We start from the raw sequence: 18,539 nt of genomic DNA, 5'->3' as shown, positions 1-18,539 counted from the left end.
CCAAAACAAAAAAACGTCGGCTCTCACCGAGAACCGACGTTAGTAGTTGGGCTAGCTGGGTTCGAACCAGCGCATCACGGGATCAAAACCCGTTGCCTTACCACTTGGCTATAGCCCAATAATGAAAATGGAGGGGAGTGGATTCGAACCACCGAACCCGAAGGAGCGGATTTACAGTCCGCCGCGTTTAGCCAGACTTCGCTACCCCTCCGAAACTGGTTTGTAGTACCAAACCAACGAATATAATAATACAAAATTCTAAGGTTGTCGTCAACCCCGAATTTACAATGTTAAGTGACTTTATTAATAATTATATTGTATCCAAATGTCACTGGCAAATTGGTACTTTCGCAGATCACTATTTTTGGAAAAAACTACCCTCAATTCCAAACAAATCAGAATCTAGAGTCAAAAAAAGTCGCTGTACTAAGCGAAATCACTTAATATAACGACGAAAGGCGTAACAATTGGGCTAGCTGGGTTCGAACCAGCGCATCACGGGATCAAAACCCGTTGCCTTACCACTTGGCTATAGCCCAATAAAAATGGAGGGGAGTGGATTCGAACCACCGAACCCGAAGGAGCGGATTTACAGTCCGCCGCGTTTAGCCAGACTTCGCTACCCCTCCGAAATGCTTTTATACTACCAAAGCAACGAATATAATCATATCGAATTCTGAGGTTTTCGTCAACCCTTCAAACTAAAAAAGTTCAAATATTTTTAGTTGGGCACACCATTCAGTTATAAAATCATTTGACTGCCACTCCTTATGCCGCTTACGATTGTATCCCACAGCGGCATTATAATATGTCGTAGCGTTGTATTTTACAGGATCAATTCGGTCATGAATGTGGCCAAACACAACTGCAGGCACCTTAAATTCATCAATAATTTCACCAAATCGCGTACTGCCAAGCATCGCATTTGCCATGTTCCAAAAGCGAAAATCATCTGAATAATGAATGAATTTTACGTTCGGAACGAAGTGTGTCATCAATACGACGTTTTTTGACGCCTCCTGGGCATTTTTAAGCAGGCTGGTAAGTTGGGTTAACACGATTGCTTCACGTTCTTTATCGCTCACTGGTTGGCTAATAAGCCTATCTATCCAATAAGTGTTCTTCCAAGCAAGGAATTGTTCATCAGTTTTAGGTTCATTGACTGCAAATGAGTAATCATACCAGCCGTTGATTCCCACCACCCTCACATCACTGTTAGGTACGTCATAATAACGGTTATTCAGGTACCCCTGCCACTTTCCTTGTTCTAAGTCATAATACGAAACATTTTTGATCATGTCGTGATTTCCGGCAATAAACAAAACTTTAATCCGTGGCATCGCAGCTTGGAGCTTTTTTACGTATTTAACTGAAAGCTGAAAATCATTAAATAAGTCACCCGCAATTAGGTAGATATCTATTCCTAATTTTTGCAGATGCTTTACTTGAGCATCGATGACTTGCTCTGAATCTACAGAATTTAAATCAAAATGATTATCACTTGTAGCAGCAATTTTTACCATTTTTTCTCTCCAAATAAAAAGTGTTATCCCTAACAGGATAACACAGTTTTTAGACGGCTAATTTACGCCTTCCATCAATCGCTTGATTGGTTTGATCAGCATAAAGAGCACAATACCAGCAACGATTGCAACTAAACCAACAATGGTAAAGTAATTTGCTTCGTTACCTGGAGTGTAAAATTTAACGATTTGTGAGTTAACGGCTTGACCAGCAGAATCGGCTAAGAACCACATACTCATCATTTGTGATTCGAATGACTTAGGAGCAAGTTTAGTAGTTACTGAAAGACCAATTGGTGAGATCAATAATTCAGCAATTTCAACGATTGCCCAGCTTCCGATTAGCCATAATGGACTAACTTTTGCTGAAGTTCCGAATAGCATAACCGGAATTACCATAAATAGGTATGAAAGCCCAGCAATCACCATTCCGATTGAGAACTTACCTGGAGAACTTGGTTGTTTCTTGCCTAATTTAGTCCATAACCATGCAAACAATGGTGTGTATAGCATGATGAAGAATGGATTAAGTGATTGGTACCAAGCAGCAGGGATATTAAAGAATCCCAAATTATTATTAGTTTGGTCCTGTGCGAATAATGCTAGCACAACTGATCCTTGTTCCTCAATTGCCCAGAAAACAGCAGCGGCAATAAATAAAGGAATATAAGCAATAACTCTCGAACGTTCAGTACTAGTAACTTTCTTGCTTGAAATCATCATAATAAAGTATACGACAGGTGTGGCAATGGCAATCACACTAAGCAATGAAATAAAGTTATCAATGTTAAGCGCACCCATAAAGGCAAGTAGCAATAGTACCAAACCAAAGATAACTACACCAATACCAACTCTAACTGACAATTTCTTAGCATCGTCTGGTTCTAATGGATCGCTTGGATACAAACTTGAACTAGGAAGGTGTTTTTTACCACCTAAGTAGTACTGTAACAATCCAAAGAACATTCCGATAGCGGCAAGAGAAAAGCCAAGGTGGAAGTTAACGTCCATTCCTAATTTACCAACCAAGATAGGAGCAACGAATGATCCTAAGTTAATTCCGAAGACGAAAATGGTGAACCCAGAATCACGACGTAAATCAGATTCCGTATACAAACCACCAACCATTTCGGAAATATTTGGTTTAAGTAAACCAGTACCGATAACAATCAATGCAATTGATGCGAATAACGCAACCGCACCCATTGGTAATGATAGGGCGATGTGACCAAGCATGATCAAGACACCACCGTAAAATACGGTCTTTCGACTTCCCCAAATTCGGTCACTGACAAATCCACCAATCACTGATGATAGGTATACTAATGATCCATAAATTGCCATGATCGAAGCAGCTGTTGATTGAGGAAACCCTAAACCACCTTTACTTACGCTGAAGTAGATGTAGTAAAGTAAAATAGCACGCATTCCGTAATACGAGAAACGTTCCCACATTTCTGTAAAGAACAATGTGGACAAACCTCTAGGTTGGCCAAAGAACGAAGCATCAGCTTGACGTTCTTGGTCCGTTTGACCTTGTTGTTGCATGTAATACCCTCCAAAAAATAAATCTAACCCAATTGCTTGGGTTAGATATGTAATTCATTTATTACTCTTAATATTTAAGAAGTAAGTCAATAAGTAATTATATTCCTGTTAGGATTCAAATTCAATAGAATTGTGTGTGCCACTTAATGCTTTTCCAATGTATCTTTAATATTCACCTATGCAACTATAATAAAAAGGAGCAAATATGAGGCATTCCTCATGATTCGCTCCTTTTTTGTAAACTAAGCATTTTATTTGTCATAAACTCGATTGTTTCAACGTTCATCAACGTGTCTTGAGCATGTGTCAATAGTATTGAATAATCAATGCTCTCAACCTCTTTGATTACTTCATTCTGGACTTTATGAGCCCTTACAAGCAACTCATGAGCCTCATTCAATAATTTGTTTATCGATCTCTCATTCACATTTTCGTTAGATAATAAATCTAATGTGTTTGATAGTTTACTCTTAGCATTTCCAGCTAGAGTAAGTATCCTCATCGCACGTTGTGCCAACTGTTGTTCAGTCATATTAAACTGCTTGTGGCTTCATTGATTCCAACACTCTATTGATAAACTTAACTAAGTGTTCTCCATTTGCCCATCCATATACATCATCTGGAATTACTTCTACTGGTGCTCTATCCCCAATTAATTCGAGTTCTTTGTCCCGATATGTAACTTGTGGTGCAATCAAGACAAGATCAATTCCTTTATCTAACAATTTATCAGCATTATTAACATCCGCTGAAGCCAAATTGAAGTCTGCATTAGTAATTTCCATAAATCGCTTTGCAGATCTTTCTAGAAAGTTACTTGAAATTCCGTTTTCACATAATAGCATTACATTTTTCATGATTATATCTCCTTTTCTTCCCCTGTTACCTATATAGGTTATCATATATTTTGGTATACCGCAAGGCATAATATCCTCTTAATCGCCTTTAATTGGGTGTTTATAGGTGTATACCAATATAGACGATGGAGATATACCAATTTGTGAACATCTAGTTCAGTCTGTGATATCGCTTTCATATCCCCACAAAAAAAGATTCACACCCATTTAATTAGGATGTGAATCTCTTCTCTACATTTATGCCGGCTGCAGGACTTGAACCTGTGACCCTCGGTTTACGATACCGATGCTCTACCAACTGAGCTAAGCCGGCATGCAGTCAAAGTAATGTAACAGTATACACAAAAGTGCTAACTCTCGTTAGCACTCATTAGCTCCGGCAGGCGGGCTCGAACCGTCGACAACCTGATTAACAGTCAGGTGCTCTACCAACTGAGCTATGCCGGAATAATCGCGTGGCAACGTCCTACCCTTGCAGGGGGCGATCCCCCAACTACTATCGGCGTGCTGAAGCTTAACTTCTGTGTTCGGCATGGGAACAGGTGTATCCTTCAGGCTATCGCCACCACACTATTTACTTTAGAGAACTTTGTTCTCTCAAAACTAGCTAATATTAATTTTCTGCTGCCGATACTTACCATTTATTTTGGTTAAGTCCTCGACCGATTAGTATTGGTCCGCTCCGTACATCACTGCACTTCCACTTCCAACCTATCTACCTCATCATCTCTGAGGGGTCTTACTTCCATATAGGAATGGGAAATCTCATCTTGAGGCGAGTTTCACACTTAGATGCTTTCAGCGTTTATCTCATCCATACATAGCTACCCAGCGATGCGCCTGGCGGCACAACTGGTACACCAGCGGTATGTCCATCCCGGTCCTCTCGTACTAAGGACAGCTCCTCTCAAATTTCCTACGCCCGCGACGGATAGGGACCGAACTGTCTCACGACGTTCTGAACCCAGCTCGCGTACCGCTTTAATGGGCGAACAGCCCAACCCTTGGGACCGACTACAGCCCCAGGATGCGATGAGCCGACATCGAGGTGCCAAACCTCCCCGTCGATGTGGACTCTTGGGGGAGATAAGCCTGTTATCCCCAGGGTAGCTTTTATCCGTTGAGCGATGGCCCTTCCATGCGGAACCACCGGATCACTAAGCCCGACTTTCGTCCCTGCTCGACCTGTCTGTCTCGCAGTCAAGCTCCCTTCTGCCTTTACACTCTATGAATGATTTCCAACCATTCTGAGGGAACCTTTGGGCGCCTCCGTTACTGTTTGGGAGGCGACCGCCCCAGTCAAACTGCCCACCTGACACTGTCTCCCGCCACGCTTAGTGGCGCGGGTTAGAGTGTTCACACAGCGAGGGTAGTATCCCACCAACGCCTCAGTCGAAACTAGCGTTCCGACTTCATCGGCTCCTACCTATCCTGTACAAGCTGTGTCAACACCCAATATCAAGCTACAGTAAAGCTCCATGGGGTCTTTCCGTCCTGTCGCGGGTAACCTGCTTCTTCACAGGTATCTTAATTTCACCGAGTCTCTCGTTGAGACAGTGCCCAGATCGTTACGCCTTTCGTGCGGGTCGGAACTTACCCGACAAGGAATTTCGCTACCTTAGGACCGTTATAGTTACGGCCGCCGTTTACTGGGGCTTCATTTCTGGGCTTCGCCGAAGCTAACTCATCCACTTAACCTTCCAGCACCGGGCAGGCGTCAGCCCCTATACGTCATCTTACGATTTTGCAGAAACCTGTGTTTTTGATAAACAGTCGCCTGGGCCTTTTCACTGCGGCTGACCTTGCGGTCAGCACCCCTTCTCCCGAAGTTACGGGGTCATTTTGCCGAGTTCCTTAACGAGAGTTCACTCGCTCACCTTAGGATTCTCTCCTCGACTACCTGTGTCGGTTTGCGGTACGGGTAGTTGATTACTCACTAGAAGCTTTTCTCGGCAGCGTGACATCAGTCGCTTCCCTACTTAAATTTCGGTCCTCATCACTACTTGTCAACCCGCTGAGAAGCATTTGACTCCTCAACTGACTTGTAGCTTGAACGCACATTTCCAATCGTGCGCACAACTTAGCCTTCTGCGTCCCTCCATCGTTCAAACATAATCAACTAGTACAGGAATCTCAACCTGTTATCCATCGCCTACGCCTCTCGGCCTCGGCTTAGGTCCCGACTAACCCTGGGAGGACGAGCCTTCCCCAGGAAACCTTAGTCATTCGGTGGATCAGATTCTCACTGATCTTTCGCTACTCATACCGGCATTCTCACTTCTAAGCGCTCCACCAGTCCTTACGGTCTGACTTCATTGCCCTTAGAACGCTCTCCTATCACATGACCATAAGGTCATGTCCACAGTCTCGGTAGTATGCTTAGCCCCGGTAAATTTTCGGCGCGGAATCACTCGACTAGTGAGCTATTACGCACTCTTTAAATGAGTGGCTGCTTCTAAGCCAACATCCTAGTTGTCTATGCAACTCCACATCCTTTTCCACTTAGCATACATTTAGGGACCTTAACTGGTGGTCTGGGCTGTTCCCCTTTCGACGATGGATCTTATCACTCACCGTCTGACTCCCGGATATAAATCAATGGTATTCGGAGTTTATCTGAATTTAGTAACCCATGACGGGCCCCTCATCCAAACAGTGCTCTACCTCCATGATTCTAAGTCCGAGGCTAGCCCTAAAGCTATTTCGGAGAGAACCAGCTATCTCCAAGTTCGTTTGGAATTTCACCGCTACCCACACCTCATCCCAGCACTTTTCAACGTACACGGGTTCGGCCCTCCAGTAAGTTTTACCTCACCTTCAGCCTGGACATGGGTAGATCACCTGGTTTCGGGTCTACGGCAACATACTTAAACGCCCATTTCAGACTCGCTTTCGCTGCGGCTCCGGCTTCTTCACCTTAACCTTGCATGTTACTGTAACTCGCCGGTTCATTCTACAAAAGGCACGCTATCACCCATTAACGGGCTCTAACTGCTTGTAGGCACATGGTTTCAGGAACTATTTCACTCCCCTTCCGGGGTGCTTTTCACCTTTCCCTCACGGTACTGGTTCACTATCGGTCACTAGGGAGTATTTAGCCTTGGGAGATGGTCCTCCCGGATTCCGACGACGTTTCACGTGTGTCGCCGTACTCAGGATCCTGAACTGAGGGTCATTGATTTCATCTACGGGGCTATCACCCTGTCTCGCCAATCTTCCCAGATTGTTCGATTATCAACAACTTTGGTAACTCAAATGTTCAGTCCTACAACCCCAAAGAGCAAGCTCTTTGGTTTGGGCTGTTCCCCGTTCGCTCGCCGCTACTTAGGGAATCGATTTTTCTTTCTCTTCCTGTGGGTAATTAGATGTTTCAGTTCCCCACGTCTACCTCTGATCAGCTATGTATTCACTGAACAGTAACAGTCGATTAAAACTGCTGGGTTTCCCCATTCGGAAATCTCCGGATCAAAGCTTACGTACAGCTCCCCGAAGCATATCGGTGTTAGTCCCGTCCTTCATCGGCTCCTAGTGCCAAGGCATTCACCATGCGCCCTTAATAACTTAACCTAGTATCACTTCGTGATACTCAAGTTAATTGAGTTTTACGCGAATAAAACATTTCGTTAATTTGACTCAATAAACGCGGTGTTCTCGGTTGAAATTATATTTTAAATATAATTCACTACAGAAAATTAATATTATCTAGTTTTCAAAGAACAAAATTTGAGAGTAGACCTCTCAAAACTAAACAAAACTTTCGACATGTGTAGGTTTCCGTATTATTCCTTAGAAAGGAGGTGATCCAGCCGCAGGTTCTCCTACGGCTACCTTGTTACGACTTCACCCTAATCATCTGTCCCACCTTAGGCGGCTGGCTCCAAAAGGTTACCTCACCGACTTTGGGTGTTACAAACTCTCATGGTGTGACGGGCGGTGTGTACAAGGCCCGGGAACGTATTCACCGTGGCATGCTGATCCACGATTACTAGCGATTCCAACTTCATGCAGGCGAGTTGCAGCCTGCAATCCGAACTGAGAACGGCTTTAAGAGATTAGCTTGACCTCGCGGTTTCGCGACTCGTTGTACCGTCCATTGTAGCACGTGTGTAGCCCAGGTCATAAGGGGCATGATGATTTGACGTCGTCCCCACCTTCCTCCGGTTTGTCACCGGCAGTCTTGCTAGAGTGCCCAACTAAATGCTGGCAACTAACAATAAGGGTTGCGCTCGTTGCGGGACTTAACCCAACATCTCACGACACGAGCTGACGACAACCATGCACCACCTGTCATTCCGTCCCCGAAGGGAACGCCCAATCTCTTGGGTTAGCAGAAGATGTCAAGACCTGGTAAGGTTCTTCGCGTAGCATCGAATTAAACCACATGCTCCACCGCTTGTGCGGGCCCCCGTCAATTCCTTTGAGTTTCAACCTTGCGGTCGTACTCCCCAGGCGGAGTGCTTAATGCGTTAGCTGCAGCACTGAAGGGCGGAAACCCTCCAACACTTAGCACTCATCGTTTACGGCATGGACTACCAGGGTATCTAATCCTGTTCGCTACCCATGCTTTCGAGCCTCAGCGTCAGTTACAGACCAGACAGCCGCCTTCGCCACTGGTGTTCTTCCATATATCTACGCATTTCACCGCTACACATGGAGTTCCACTGTCCTCTTCTGCACTCAAGTCTCCCAGTTTCCGATGCACTTCTCCGGTTAAGCCGAAGGCTTTCACATCAGACTTAAAAGACCGCCTGCGCTCGCTTTACGCCCAATAAATCCGGACAACGCTTGCCACCTACGTATTACCGCGGCTGCTGGCACGTAGTTAGCCGTGGCTTTCTGGTTAAATACCGTCACGGTGTAAACAGTTACTCTTACACCTGTTCTTCTTTAACAACAGAGTTTTACGAGCCGAAACCCTTCTTCACTCACGCGGCGTTGCTCCATCAGACTTTCGTCCATTGTGGAAGATTCCCTACTGCTGCCTCCCGTAGGAGTTTGGGCCGTGTCTCAGTCCCAATGTGGCCGATTACCCTCTCAGGTCGGCTACGTATCATTGCCTTGGTGAGCCGTTACCTCACCAACTAGCTAATACGCCGCGGGTCCATCCTCAAGTGATAGCCGAAACCATCTTTCAAATGAAAACCATGCGGTTTTCATTGTTATACGGTATTAGCACCTGTTTCCAAGTGTTATCCCCTGCTTGAGGGCAGGTTACCCACGTGTTACTCACCAGTTCGCCACTCGTCCAAATGTTGAATCAGAATCCGTGCAAGCACTTCAACTTCATCAGCGAGGACGCGTTCGACTTGCATGTATTAGGCACGCCGCCAGCGTTCGTCCTGAGCCAGGATCAAACTCTCATTTTAAAAATGATAAGCTTGTAAGCTCATGATTATATTTGTTCTTTATCGCGAATTGACTTCGCAAATGTTTGTCTTTGATCTAACGATCAAAGGACCCTACACATTTGTTTGTCGAAAATTTTGTTCAGTTTTCAAAGGTCTACATCTGAATCTAATGTTGTCTGAATGACTGACGTCATCGCTTTTGACAACTATTACAATATATCATGTGGCCGCTTATGTGTCAACGACTTTTTGAAATATCTTTTGCGGTTCAAAGCGCTGTGTCTCAAAAGCCGCAAGTAATAATATACCGTCTTTTGCGGATAGTGTCAACACGAAAATCTCGCATTAAGTGATCTAACTAATAAAGGGCACAAAAAAACCGCCAAATTGGCGGTTTTAAAAGCTATTCGTTGTCAGTATTGTCTTCTGGTCTCATAGTTGGGAACAAAAGAACGTCGCGAATTGAATCAGCGTTAGTTAAAAACATTACTAGACGATCGATACCAATTCCGAGTCCACCTGTTGGTGGCATACCATATTCAAGAGCTTCGACATAATCTTCATCAATGCCTTCAGCTTCGTCATTACCTTCTTCACGTTCTGCAACCTGGGCTTCGAAACGCTCACGTTGATCGATTGGATCGTTAAGTTCAGTAAATGCATTAGCAAATTCGTTTGTAACAATATAAAGCTCGAATCTATCAGTAAAACGAGGATCTTTATCATTCTTCTTTGCCAATGGAGAGATTTCCACTGGGTGACCATAAATAAACGTTGGTTGTTCCAACTTAGGTTGAACTAGATCTTCAAAGAAGGCGTTGATAATGTGGCCAACCTTCCAGTATTTTTCATAATGGATGCCATTGTCATCAGCCAGTTTTCTGGCTTCGTCTACAGACATTTCTTTCCAGAAATCAATTCCTGTATATTCCTTGATGGCATCAACCATATGCATTCTGGTGAATTCTTTATTCAAATCAATAGTGTGGCCCTGATATTCAACCACCCCATCTTCAGTCACTGCAGAAGCGGCAGCTTTAAAGATACCTTCAGTTTCATCCATGACGTCATTAAAGTCATAGTATGCAGCATATGATTCAAGCATCGTAAACTCAGGATTATGTCTAGTATCCATTCCTTCGTTACGGAATACCCGGCCAATTTCATAAACTCGTTCCATACCACCAACGATGAGACGCTTCAAGTGAAGCTCAAGTGCAATTCGAAGGTATAAATCGATGTTCAATGCATTGTGGTGGGTAATAAATGGACGGGCGTTTGCACCACCAGCTTGATTATGCAAAACTGGGGTTTCAACTTCCAAGAAATCATTGCCATCTAAGAAACTACGAACAGCAGTAATAATCTTGCTACGCTTCTTGAATCGTTCAAAACTATCTGGATTAGCAATCAAATCCAAATAGCGTTGACGATACTTTTGTTCCTGATTTTGTAGACCATGGAACTTATCAGGAAGAGGTCGTAAAGCTTTAGACAAAAATGTAACTGACTCAGCTCTTACAGTAAGTTCTCCCATGTCAGTCTTAATTAACTGACCAGAAATCCCTAAATGATCTCCAATGTCTGAACGTTTGAAAATGTGGTAAACATCTTCACCAACAATATCTTTACGAACATAAATTTGGATTTTACCACTGCGGTCACGTAAGTCAGCAAAGCCAACCTTACCTTTTCCTCGCTTAGACATCATCCGTCCAGCAATCGTAACCTTTTTATCCATATCCATCAATTCGTCTTTATCAGCATCTTCAAACTCATCATGAAGGCCTTGAGCTAAATCAGTTCTTTCAAACCGATGACCGAAAGGATCAATTCCTTCCTCTCGTAATTCGTTCATTTTTTGGCGCCGAACGATCAATTGATCATTCATTTCTTTATCTTTGGCCACTTTTAAACCTCCTAAATCGTATTAACAGTACAATTCTATCACAAATTGACCCGTTTTATTGGGCGATTTCGTGTTGTTGTGCTTGTCTCTTTGCGTTTTTTTCCAAGAATTCATCAAAAATGGCGTTCATTGCTTCTTCACCATCAGCGTTGTTCAACGCTACTTTGGTTCTTGCAGAATGAGATACACCCTTTAAGTAGTATCCAGATTGTCCTCTAAATTCATGTGAGCCAACATAATCGCCCTTTAATTCAACTAGACGATGTAAATGTTCCTTAGCAGTTTGAATTTTTTGTTCAGCAGATGGTTCTGGAAGTAGCTCACCAGTTGCCAAGTAATGTTCGGTTTGTCTAAGAACCCAAGGGTTACCCTCAACGGCCCGACCCATCATTACAGCATCAGCGCCTACATAATCAATCATCTTTTTGGCATCTTGAGGTGTCTTAACATCACCATTACCCATAAATGGAATAGTTAATTCATTGGCAACCTGTTTAAGAATTTCCCAGTCTGCATGACCCATATACATCTGCTTTCTAGTTCTACCATGCATTGCAAGTGCGGATGCGCCAGCCTTTTCAGCAGCAAGGGCATTTTCAACAGCTAAAATATGGTCTTCATCCCAACCAGTTCTCATTTTTACAGTAACGGGTTTCTTAACAGCATCAGTAACGTATGAAACCATTTCATAAACTTTGTTAGGATCAAGTAGCCAACGAGCACCAGCATCAGTCTTAACGACCTTGTTAACCGGGCAACCCATGTTGATATCAATAATATCAGCTGCTGTATTTTGATCGACAAACTTAGCTGCTTCGACAAGGGTTTCCTTTGTGCCACCAAAAATTTGAATACTCATAGGATGTTCTTTAGGATCAACGAACATCATATCGAGGGTCTTCTTATTTTTGTACATGATTCCTCTGTCAGAAATCATTTCACAAACAACTAATCCTGCACCAAATTCCTTACAAATAATTCTGAATGCAGAGTTTGTAACCCCAGCCATCGGAGCGACTACTACTTGATTTGGAATTGTGATGTCACCAATTTTCCATTCCATTATTTTCACCTCAAACGCTTAATTTAAATCTAAAAATACCGTGAGTAATAGTATCACACAATTTAATATTTTAATAGCTACTTATTGCTGTTTGCACTTGCTTCGGAAATAATTTGTTTTAATTCATCAGCATCATAGTGGTACTTAGACTGACAGAAATTACAAGTTACATCAATTTTGCCATCTTCAGTAAGAATTTCCTGGAGTTGTGAGACTGGGATCCCAACTAAATCATTCCAAAATTTTTCTTTTGAACAATTACAGTAAAATCTGACTGGTTCTGTCGTCAAAAATTTCAAATTGCCCTCACCAAATAACAGATTCAAAATTTCCTCTGGTAATTGATTTTTGAGTAACAATTCTGATAACATCGGCATTTCTTTAATCCTTTGGGTCAACTTATCAATCGCTTCATCACTGGCACCTGGAAGAACCTGAACCAAGTAACCACCAGCCGCCCCAATTGAATTATCATCATTAACAAAAACTGAAACTCCCACAGCAGATGGAATCTGCTCAGATTGAGCTAGATAGAAAGTGAAATCATCTCCAATTTCACCAGATGCTAAGGGAACACTACTTGTGTATGGATCACCATTACCTAATACTTTGGTAACCTCTAAAATTCCACCATTACCAACAGCCTTTGCTACATCAATCTTATGGAATTGATTCAATGGTAAATGAACGTGAGAATCGCCAACATACCCCTTAACGTTACCTTTAGAATCGGCGTCAACAACAATTTGGCCAACCGGGCCACCACCATTAACTTTGACGGTGATTGCTGCCCCATTTTTATCAACAGATGAAGCTAGCATTGTTGAACCAATCATTGTTCGTCCAAGCGCAGCAGATGATGCACTCCATGTATCGTGCTTACTTTGGGCATCAGCAACCATTTGCTGAGCATTCACAGCATATGCGCGGAACATGCCGTCATTAGTTATTGCTTTTACTAGATAGTCTTTCATTTTAATCTCCTTTAGAAATAAAAGCGGGACTACAACAAAACCAGCGTTTTGTTGCAATCCCACTTAATTATTCGGTAAACAAATTAGCTATTTGGCTTATTCGTCATCATTATTTTGATGATTGTTTTGAGAATCGTTGTCTGGTTTTACATCGTCTGGTTGAGGATCAGTTGATGAAGTATCTGTTTCATCACTATTATCCTTACCCTTTTCAATGCTTGCTTGACGCTCAGCTTCCTTACGTTCAAGTTCGCGTTTTGCTTCTTCAAATGTCGAAGCACGTTCACTTGGGAAGTCGCTAGTTGAAGGATCCTCAGGCATCTTACCAGTGTTATAAAGTGATAAGATTTGTTTTTCATCAAGAGTTTCGTACTTAAGCAACGCTTCAGCAATAATTCTGTGTTGATCACGATGCTCCTCGATAATCCGAGTTGCTTCTGCATGACCTTCATCAGTAAATCTTCTGACCTCATCATCAATTGAGGCAGCAGTTTCTTGAGAATATCTTGGTCCGTAAGCTTCTTCAGATGGATTTTCAAGTTGAACTCGACCAAGTTTGTCACTCATACCGTACTGAGTAACCATTGCTCGTGCAATATTTGTCGCTTGCTCAAAGTCGTTTGAAGCTCCTGAAGATTCAGAGTTGAAGATAATTTCTTCAGCAGCTCGTCCACCCATCAAACCAGCAATTTGCTCTTGGGCATCTTTCTTAGACATCAACTGTTGGTCTTCCTTTGGCAACATGATTGCATATCCGCCGGCGCGACCACGAGGAACGATTGTAACTTTATGAACTACTCGCGCATCGTTAAGAACTAACCCAACAATGGTGTGACCAGCTTCATGGTAGGCAACCGTTTCACGTTCATGCTTAGAAATAACTCGATTACGTTTAGCAGGACCAGCAATAACACGGTCTTCAGCTTCATCAACATCGGATGCATCAATATCAGCCTTATTACGACGTGCGGCAAGAAGTGCAGCTTCGTTAAGCAAGTTGGCTAAGTCAGCACCCACGAAACCTGGGGTTTGCTTAGCAATTTCATGAAGGTCAACATTGCTAGAAAGTGGCTTATTCTTAGAATGAACCTTCAAGATTGCTTCACGACCATTAACGTCTGGACGGCCAACCAGAATCTTCCGGTCAAAACGGCCTGGACGAGTCAAAGCTGGATCAAGAACGTCAGAACGGTTAGTAGCAGCAATGACAATAACACCTTCATTACCTTCAAAACCATCCATTTCAACTAACAATTGGTTAAGGGTTTGTTCACGTTCATCGTGGCCACCACCCATTCCGGCACCACGTTTACGACCAACTGCATCAATTTCATCAATGAAGATGATTGCAGGAGCAGCCTTTTTAGCCTGTTCAAACAAATCACGAACACGGCTAGCACCAACCCCGACAAACATTTCCACGAAATCTGATCCGGAAATTGAGTAGAAAGGTACGCCTGCTTCACCGGCAACAGCTTTAGCAAGTAAAGTTTTACCAGTACCAGGAGGTCCCTCTAGTAACACGCCATGTGGAATTTTTGCTCCCAACGAAGTAAACTTCCTTGGATCTTTCAGAAATTCAACAACTTCAACAAGTTCTTGTTTTTCTTCCTCTTCACCCGCAACATCGGAGAAGCGGACCTTGTTTTGTTTACTATCAGCAGGCTTAGCTTTAGATTTACCAAAGTTCATTACTCGGCCATTACCGCCGCCTTGTCCGCCAGCCTTACCCATCATCATGTAGAAGAACCAGATAAAGATTACCAGTGGTAATACGTAAACTAGTAAGTTTACCCAGAAACCACTTGATTCTTCGGGTTTGGCATTCATCTTAACTTTGTTATCTTGAGCAGCCTTGGTAATTTCAGCAACTGAAGTATTGTTTTCAAGTACAGTTGTACTGAACTTAGAAACGTCCTTTGTTTGGGTTGAACCCCCAATTAAAAGTCCAGTTTGCTCCTTTACCTTTTGAGCTTGGCGATACTCACCAGTGACTTTATAAACTCCGCCACTTGGCTGAATCGAAAAGTTCTTAATCTTATCGTCCTTTAAATTTTGAACGAATTGGCTTGATCGGATTTCCTGTGATTGCGTGTTGGTATTGCTTCCGCTAAAGAAGTAAATTACCCCCATCACAAGCAAGAACATCACGATATAAAATAGACTGCTCCTAAAGAGTCCATTTTTATTTGAGTTCATCAACGTCCTCCTAAAGTACTAATTTGTTTTGATAGTCCAAATACTACCACATTTGACTATATTTGACTATTAATTATTCGTATAAATTTCTGGCTTTAAAACTCCGATGTACGGTAGGTTTCGGTACTTTTCGTCATAATCAAGACCATAACCAACCACGAATTCATTTGGGACTTCAAATCCGGTAAAATCTGACTTAGCTTCAACCACTCTACCAGCTGGCTTATCTAGTAATGTACAAACTTTGATTGACTTTGCCCCACGGTCATTAAGCGTGTCAATTAAAAATTGCAAAGTTCTACCTGTATCAACGATATCTTCCATTATTAAAACGTCCCGGCCAGCAATATCCGTTGAAATATCTGTAACTAACTCCACATTACCTGATGACTCTGTGGTTCCGTGATAGCTAGAAACATCCATGAAGTCTAGCTCCATATACATATCAGCATCACGAATTACATCAGTCATAAAAAAGATTGACCCTTTCAAAACACCGATAACTACTGGAACTTTATCTCCATAGAAATCTTTGATTTCTTTTCCTAACCGTTCACACGCTTCTTGAATTTCGGACTTACTGTACAGCACCTTTAAGATGTCATTATCCATTAACTTGGTTTCCTCTCAATTCTCAATTAAATAGTAAATGTTACTGCCACCGTCTCGATTAGTTTTAACCACTCGAAGACCCAGAATTGCTAAAATTCTGTTTGTTGACGTGGTTACAACTTGAACCATCGCCCGACTCTCAACTGGAAGTTTTTGATTGATCAACAGTCTAGACACCTTTTGATGGCCCCCATTCTCCAATTCAAACCTATCTCCAGATTCAGTATTCCTACAATAAAGTGGGAGATCTGATTTTCTCAACCGAATCTCAGAAACTTTACCCGTTACTTGGTTTGGGAGTTCTTTAAACACACCGAAACGCTGGCTTTCATTTATTTGGTACCACCGGTCTAATGTTACCATAAAACCACTACTTTTTTGAGAGTGGAATTTGGGATTTTCAGGCAAGGATTGCAAAATCAATTTCGAATATCGCTTTTTAACAATCACGTTATCCGCCAGAACTACTTCACCTTGTGGACGTTCTTGATTATTGATCAACGCTATAATTTGGTCCACACTATCATTACTAATTCCGACTGCAGGAATCCCATCGCTTAACCAACGCTTTAATATGAGTTTTAACAAAGGATAGCTCAATCGGTCATGATTATCGATGTCTAAAATGTGTTCTTCGTCTGAGTGAACACTCATCCCCGCCAATTGTTGCTCAACGAATTCATCACTAACTGCCAATAATTCCGTCAGCTGGTGAGAAAAGCTGGCAATATGCTCAACAGCAGCAGAATTTTCCTCTTGCAATTTCGGGATAATTTCATGACGGATTCGATTTCGCAAATTTTCATCCGTATAGTTAGACTGATCTTCGAACCATTTAAGACCGATTTGGGTAGCATAGTCACGAATATCTGCCTTGGTCATACCTAACAATGGTCTGATAAGTTTACCACCAGCAAAAAGCCGTTCAGCAGGAATGCCAATTGCTGACTCTAGCCAACCACCGCGAATAATCTTCATGATTACCGTTTCAGCCAAATCATTTGCGTGATGAGCAGTTACCAAATAATCTGCTGAAACATCCTTCATCACTTCAGCAAAAAATTCATACCTGAAGTTTCGGGCTGCCTCTTCTATCCCTGACTGCGGATGAAATTGATTTTTCCAAATCTTAGTCCTTAATTCGAGATCATGTTCTTGGCAGAATTGGTGAATAAATTCAGACTCCTTAGCTGATTCTGGCCGTAACTTGTGATCAACATATGCAACCACCAATTTTAGTCCTGGAATCTTTGCCTTCAAAAATAGGTCCAACAGAGTCATTGAATCAACCCCAGTAGAAACCGCAAGCACCGCCACTTTGGGTGTAGAAAACCAACCGTGTTCACTAATATTTTGAATAAATTGCTTTGAAAGTTCCAAATTTACCCCCACCAATAAAAAAACAGATACTAATTAAAGTACCTGAATTATCTATTAACTGCGACGACCGCCACGGCCTCCGCGTTTACCTTCTGTGTTCTTTTTAAGCGTTGATAGGCGATCCTCACTTTGTTTCAAAAAGCCTGACATCAAATCATCAAAACTTTCTGATTTGTGACCCCTATCATTATTTGATTTATGATCGAAGGAACGTCGACCTGAATTATTATGATGCTCATTGCGATTATCGTGATGATAACCTGAGTTACTGCGCTCATGACTGTTGTGACTGTGTTCATGATTGGCTTCATGATTTTCGTTTGCTTTTCGAATTGAAAGGCTGATTTTGTTATCGCCATCGACCTTCAATACTTTAACAGTTACTTCGTCACCAACTTTAAGGATGTCATGAATATCTTTAACAAATCCATCTGAAACTTCACTAATGTGAACCAATCCTGTTTTATGATCACCTAAGTCAACAAAAGCACCGAAATTAGTAATTCCAGAAACCTTGCCACTGACTTTTTCCCCAACTTCAATTGCCATTTAAAAAATTGTTCCTCCTATGTAGTTGTAGGTAAATTATATCATACTTAATTGGAAATCGTTTAATAATCTCAGTGAGAATTAATCTTTTTTTCTCACCAAAAACAAAGTGAACTCCCGGACAATTAATTAAGCCCAGAAGTTCACTATTTTAAACTATAAAGTTTATTAATCTAAATCATCAATTGCCTTATCAGGAAAACTATAAACTGTTTCACCGGGCTTAGTGTAGTAATAACGCTCACGGATGAGTTTCTCTACGTAAGAGCGGTTATTCAACTGCTTTACCTTAACGCTCAATTTTTTATTAGTCGCTTTTTCAGTCTTTAAATCAGCTTTTTGTTTAACTATCTGGTCGTTAATTTGTGCCAAGTTAGACTTAGCCCGGATAATTTGCACCCCAAAAACACAGACACACAACATGAATAACCCCACGATAAACATGGCCCGCCGTTTTCTTTTAGCACTGAGTTTAACTGAAATTTTATTCTTCATAATTTCAATTTCGCGCTTCTTGGTAAACTCGTTTTCAAGCTTCCTGATTTTCCCTTTTGAATTCGTCATGTTAAATCCCCCG

12 protein-coding genes, 6 tRNA genes and 3 rRNA genes are annotated in these 18,539 nt (G+C 42.1%); all 21 read right to left on the bottom strand.

The genetic code is table 11. The annotated features are described in order from the left end of the window. Window positions 1-46 precede the first annotated feature (46 nt). A tRNA-Gln gene (locus PL11_RS07405) sits at window positions 47-118 on the bottom strand. A 10-nt stretch (window positions 119-128) separates the two neighbouring features. Then, window positions 129-211 (bottom strand) — tRNA-Tyr (locus PL11_RS07400). 256 nt (window positions 212-467) lie between these two features. Continuing rightward, window positions 468-539: transfer RNA gene (locus PL11_RS07395), tRNA-Gln, on the bottom strand. 7 nt (window positions 540-546) lie between these two features. Next, window positions 547-629, bottom strand: a tRNA-Tyr gene (locus tag PL11_RS07390). 72 nt (window positions 630-701) lie between these two features. Continuing rightward, window positions 702-1,523 (bottom strand): metallophosphoesterase, encoded by an 822-nt coding sequence (locus tag PL11_RS07385; protein ID WP_035167649.1) that lies wholly within the window; start codon window positions 1,521-1,523, stop codon window positions 702-704. A 57-nt stretch (window positions 1,524-1,580) separates the two neighbouring features. Continuing rightward, window positions 1,581-3,071 (bottom strand): peptide MFS transporter, encoded by a 1,491-nt coding sequence (locus PL11_RS07380; protein ID WP_035167651.1) that lies wholly within the window; start codon window positions 3,069-3,071, stop codon window positions 1,581-1,583. Between the two features lie 217 nt (window positions 3,072-3,288). Next, complete coding sequence (locus PL11_RS07375; RefSeq protein WP_035167653.1) at window positions 3,289-3,603, bottom strand: PTS sugar transporter subunit IIA; 315 nt, start codon at window positions 3,601-3,603, stop codon at window positions 3,289-3,291. A gap of 1 nt (window position 3,604) precedes the next feature. Further along, window positions 3,605-3,928 (bottom strand): PTS sugar transporter subunit IIB, encoded by a 324-nt coding sequence (locus PL11_RS07370; RefSeq protein ID WP_035167655.1) that lies wholly within the window; start codon window positions 3,926-3,928, stop codon window positions 3,605-3,607. 240 nt (window positions 3,929-4,168) lie between these two features. After that, window positions 4,169-4,241, bottom strand: a tRNA-Thr gene (locus PL11_RS07365). A 61-nt stretch (window positions 4,242-4,302) separates the two neighbouring features. Next, window positions 4,303-4,375: transfer RNA gene (locus PL11_RS07360), tRNA-Asn, on the bottom strand. 6 nt (window positions 4,376-4,381) lie between these two features. Beyond that, window positions 4,382-4,498 (bottom strand): 5S ribosomal RNA (rrf, locus tag PL11_RS07355). Window positions 4,499-4,574: 76 nt separating this feature from the next. Beyond that, window positions 4,575-7,495, bottom strand: a 23S ribosomal RNA gene (locus PL11_RS07350). Between the two features lie 223 nt (window positions 7,496-7,718). Beyond that, window positions 7,719-9,294: ribosomal RNA gene (locus PL11_RS07345) — 16S ribosomal RNA — on the bottom strand. The 16S, 23S and 5S rRNA genes sit together here with 2 tRNA genes alongside, the layout of an rRNA operon. Window positions 9,295-9,679: 385 nt before the next feature. Beyond that, window positions 9,680-11,185, bottom strand: coding sequence for a lysine--tRNA ligase (gene lysS, locus PL11_RS07340; protein ID WP_035168641.1), 1,506 nt, complete (start codon window positions 11,183-11,185; stop codon window positions 9,680-9,682). A 55-nt stretch (window positions 11,186-11,240) separates the two neighbouring features. Beyond that, on the bottom strand, window positions 11,241-12,248 hold the full coding sequence (gene dusB / locus PL11_RS07335; protein WP_035168643.1) for a tRNA dihydrouridine synthase DusB: 1,008 nt from the start codon (window positions 12,246-12,248) through the stop codon (window positions 11,241-11,243). A gap of 77 nt (window positions 12,249-12,325) precedes the next feature. Further along, on the bottom strand, window positions 12,326-13,222 hold the full coding sequence (gene hslO, locus PL11_RS07330) for an Hsp33 family molecular chaperone HslO (protein ID WP_035168645.1): 897 nt from the start codon (window positions 13,220-13,222) through the stop codon (window positions 12,326-12,328). Between the two features lie 96 nt (window positions 13,223-13,318). Beyond that, a complete protein-coding gene (gene ftsH / locus PL11_RS07325) occupies window positions 13,319-15,421 on the bottom strand; it encodes an ATP-dependent zinc metalloprotease FtsH (protein WP_035168647.1) in 2,103 nt (700 codons plus the stop codon). A gap of 69 nt (window positions 15,422-15,490) precedes the next feature. Then, window positions 15,491-16,033, bottom strand: a complete 543-nt coding sequence (gene hpt, locus PL11_RS07320) for a hypoxanthine phosphoribosyltransferase (RefSeq protein WP_035168649.1) — start codon at window positions 16,031-16,033, stop codon at window positions 15,491-15,493. 15 nt (window positions 16,034-16,048) lie between these two features. Next, window positions 16,049-17,413 (bottom strand): tRNA lysidine(34) synthetase TilS, encoded by a 1,365-nt coding sequence (gene tilS, locus PL11_RS07315; RefSeq protein ID WP_078256942.1) that lies wholly within the window; start codon window positions 17,411-17,413, stop codon window positions 16,049-16,051. A 54-nt stretch (window positions 17,414-17,467) separates the two neighbouring features. Continuing rightward, window positions 17,468-17,962, bottom strand: a complete 495-nt coding sequence (locus PL11_RS07310; RefSeq protein WP_035168651.1) for a S1 domain-containing RNA-binding protein — start codon at window positions 17,960-17,962, stop codon at window positions 17,468-17,470. 168 nt (window positions 17,963-18,130) lie between these two features. Then, window positions 18,131-18,526, bottom strand: a complete 396-nt coding sequence (locus PL11_RS07305; RefSeq protein ID WP_035168653.1) for an FtsB family cell division protein — start codon at window positions 18,524-18,526, stop codon at window positions 18,131-18,133. Window positions 18,527-18,539: the final 13 nt, after the last annotated feature.

The sequence above is a fragment of the Lentilactobacillus curieae genome, assembly GCF_000785105.2.
GTDB lineage: Bacteria > Bacillota > Bacilli > Lactobacillales > Lactobacillaceae > Lentilactobacillus > Lentilactobacillus curieae.
Note: the sequence above shows the minus strand (reverse complement) of the source record. Positions and strands in the feature narration are given on the sequence as shown.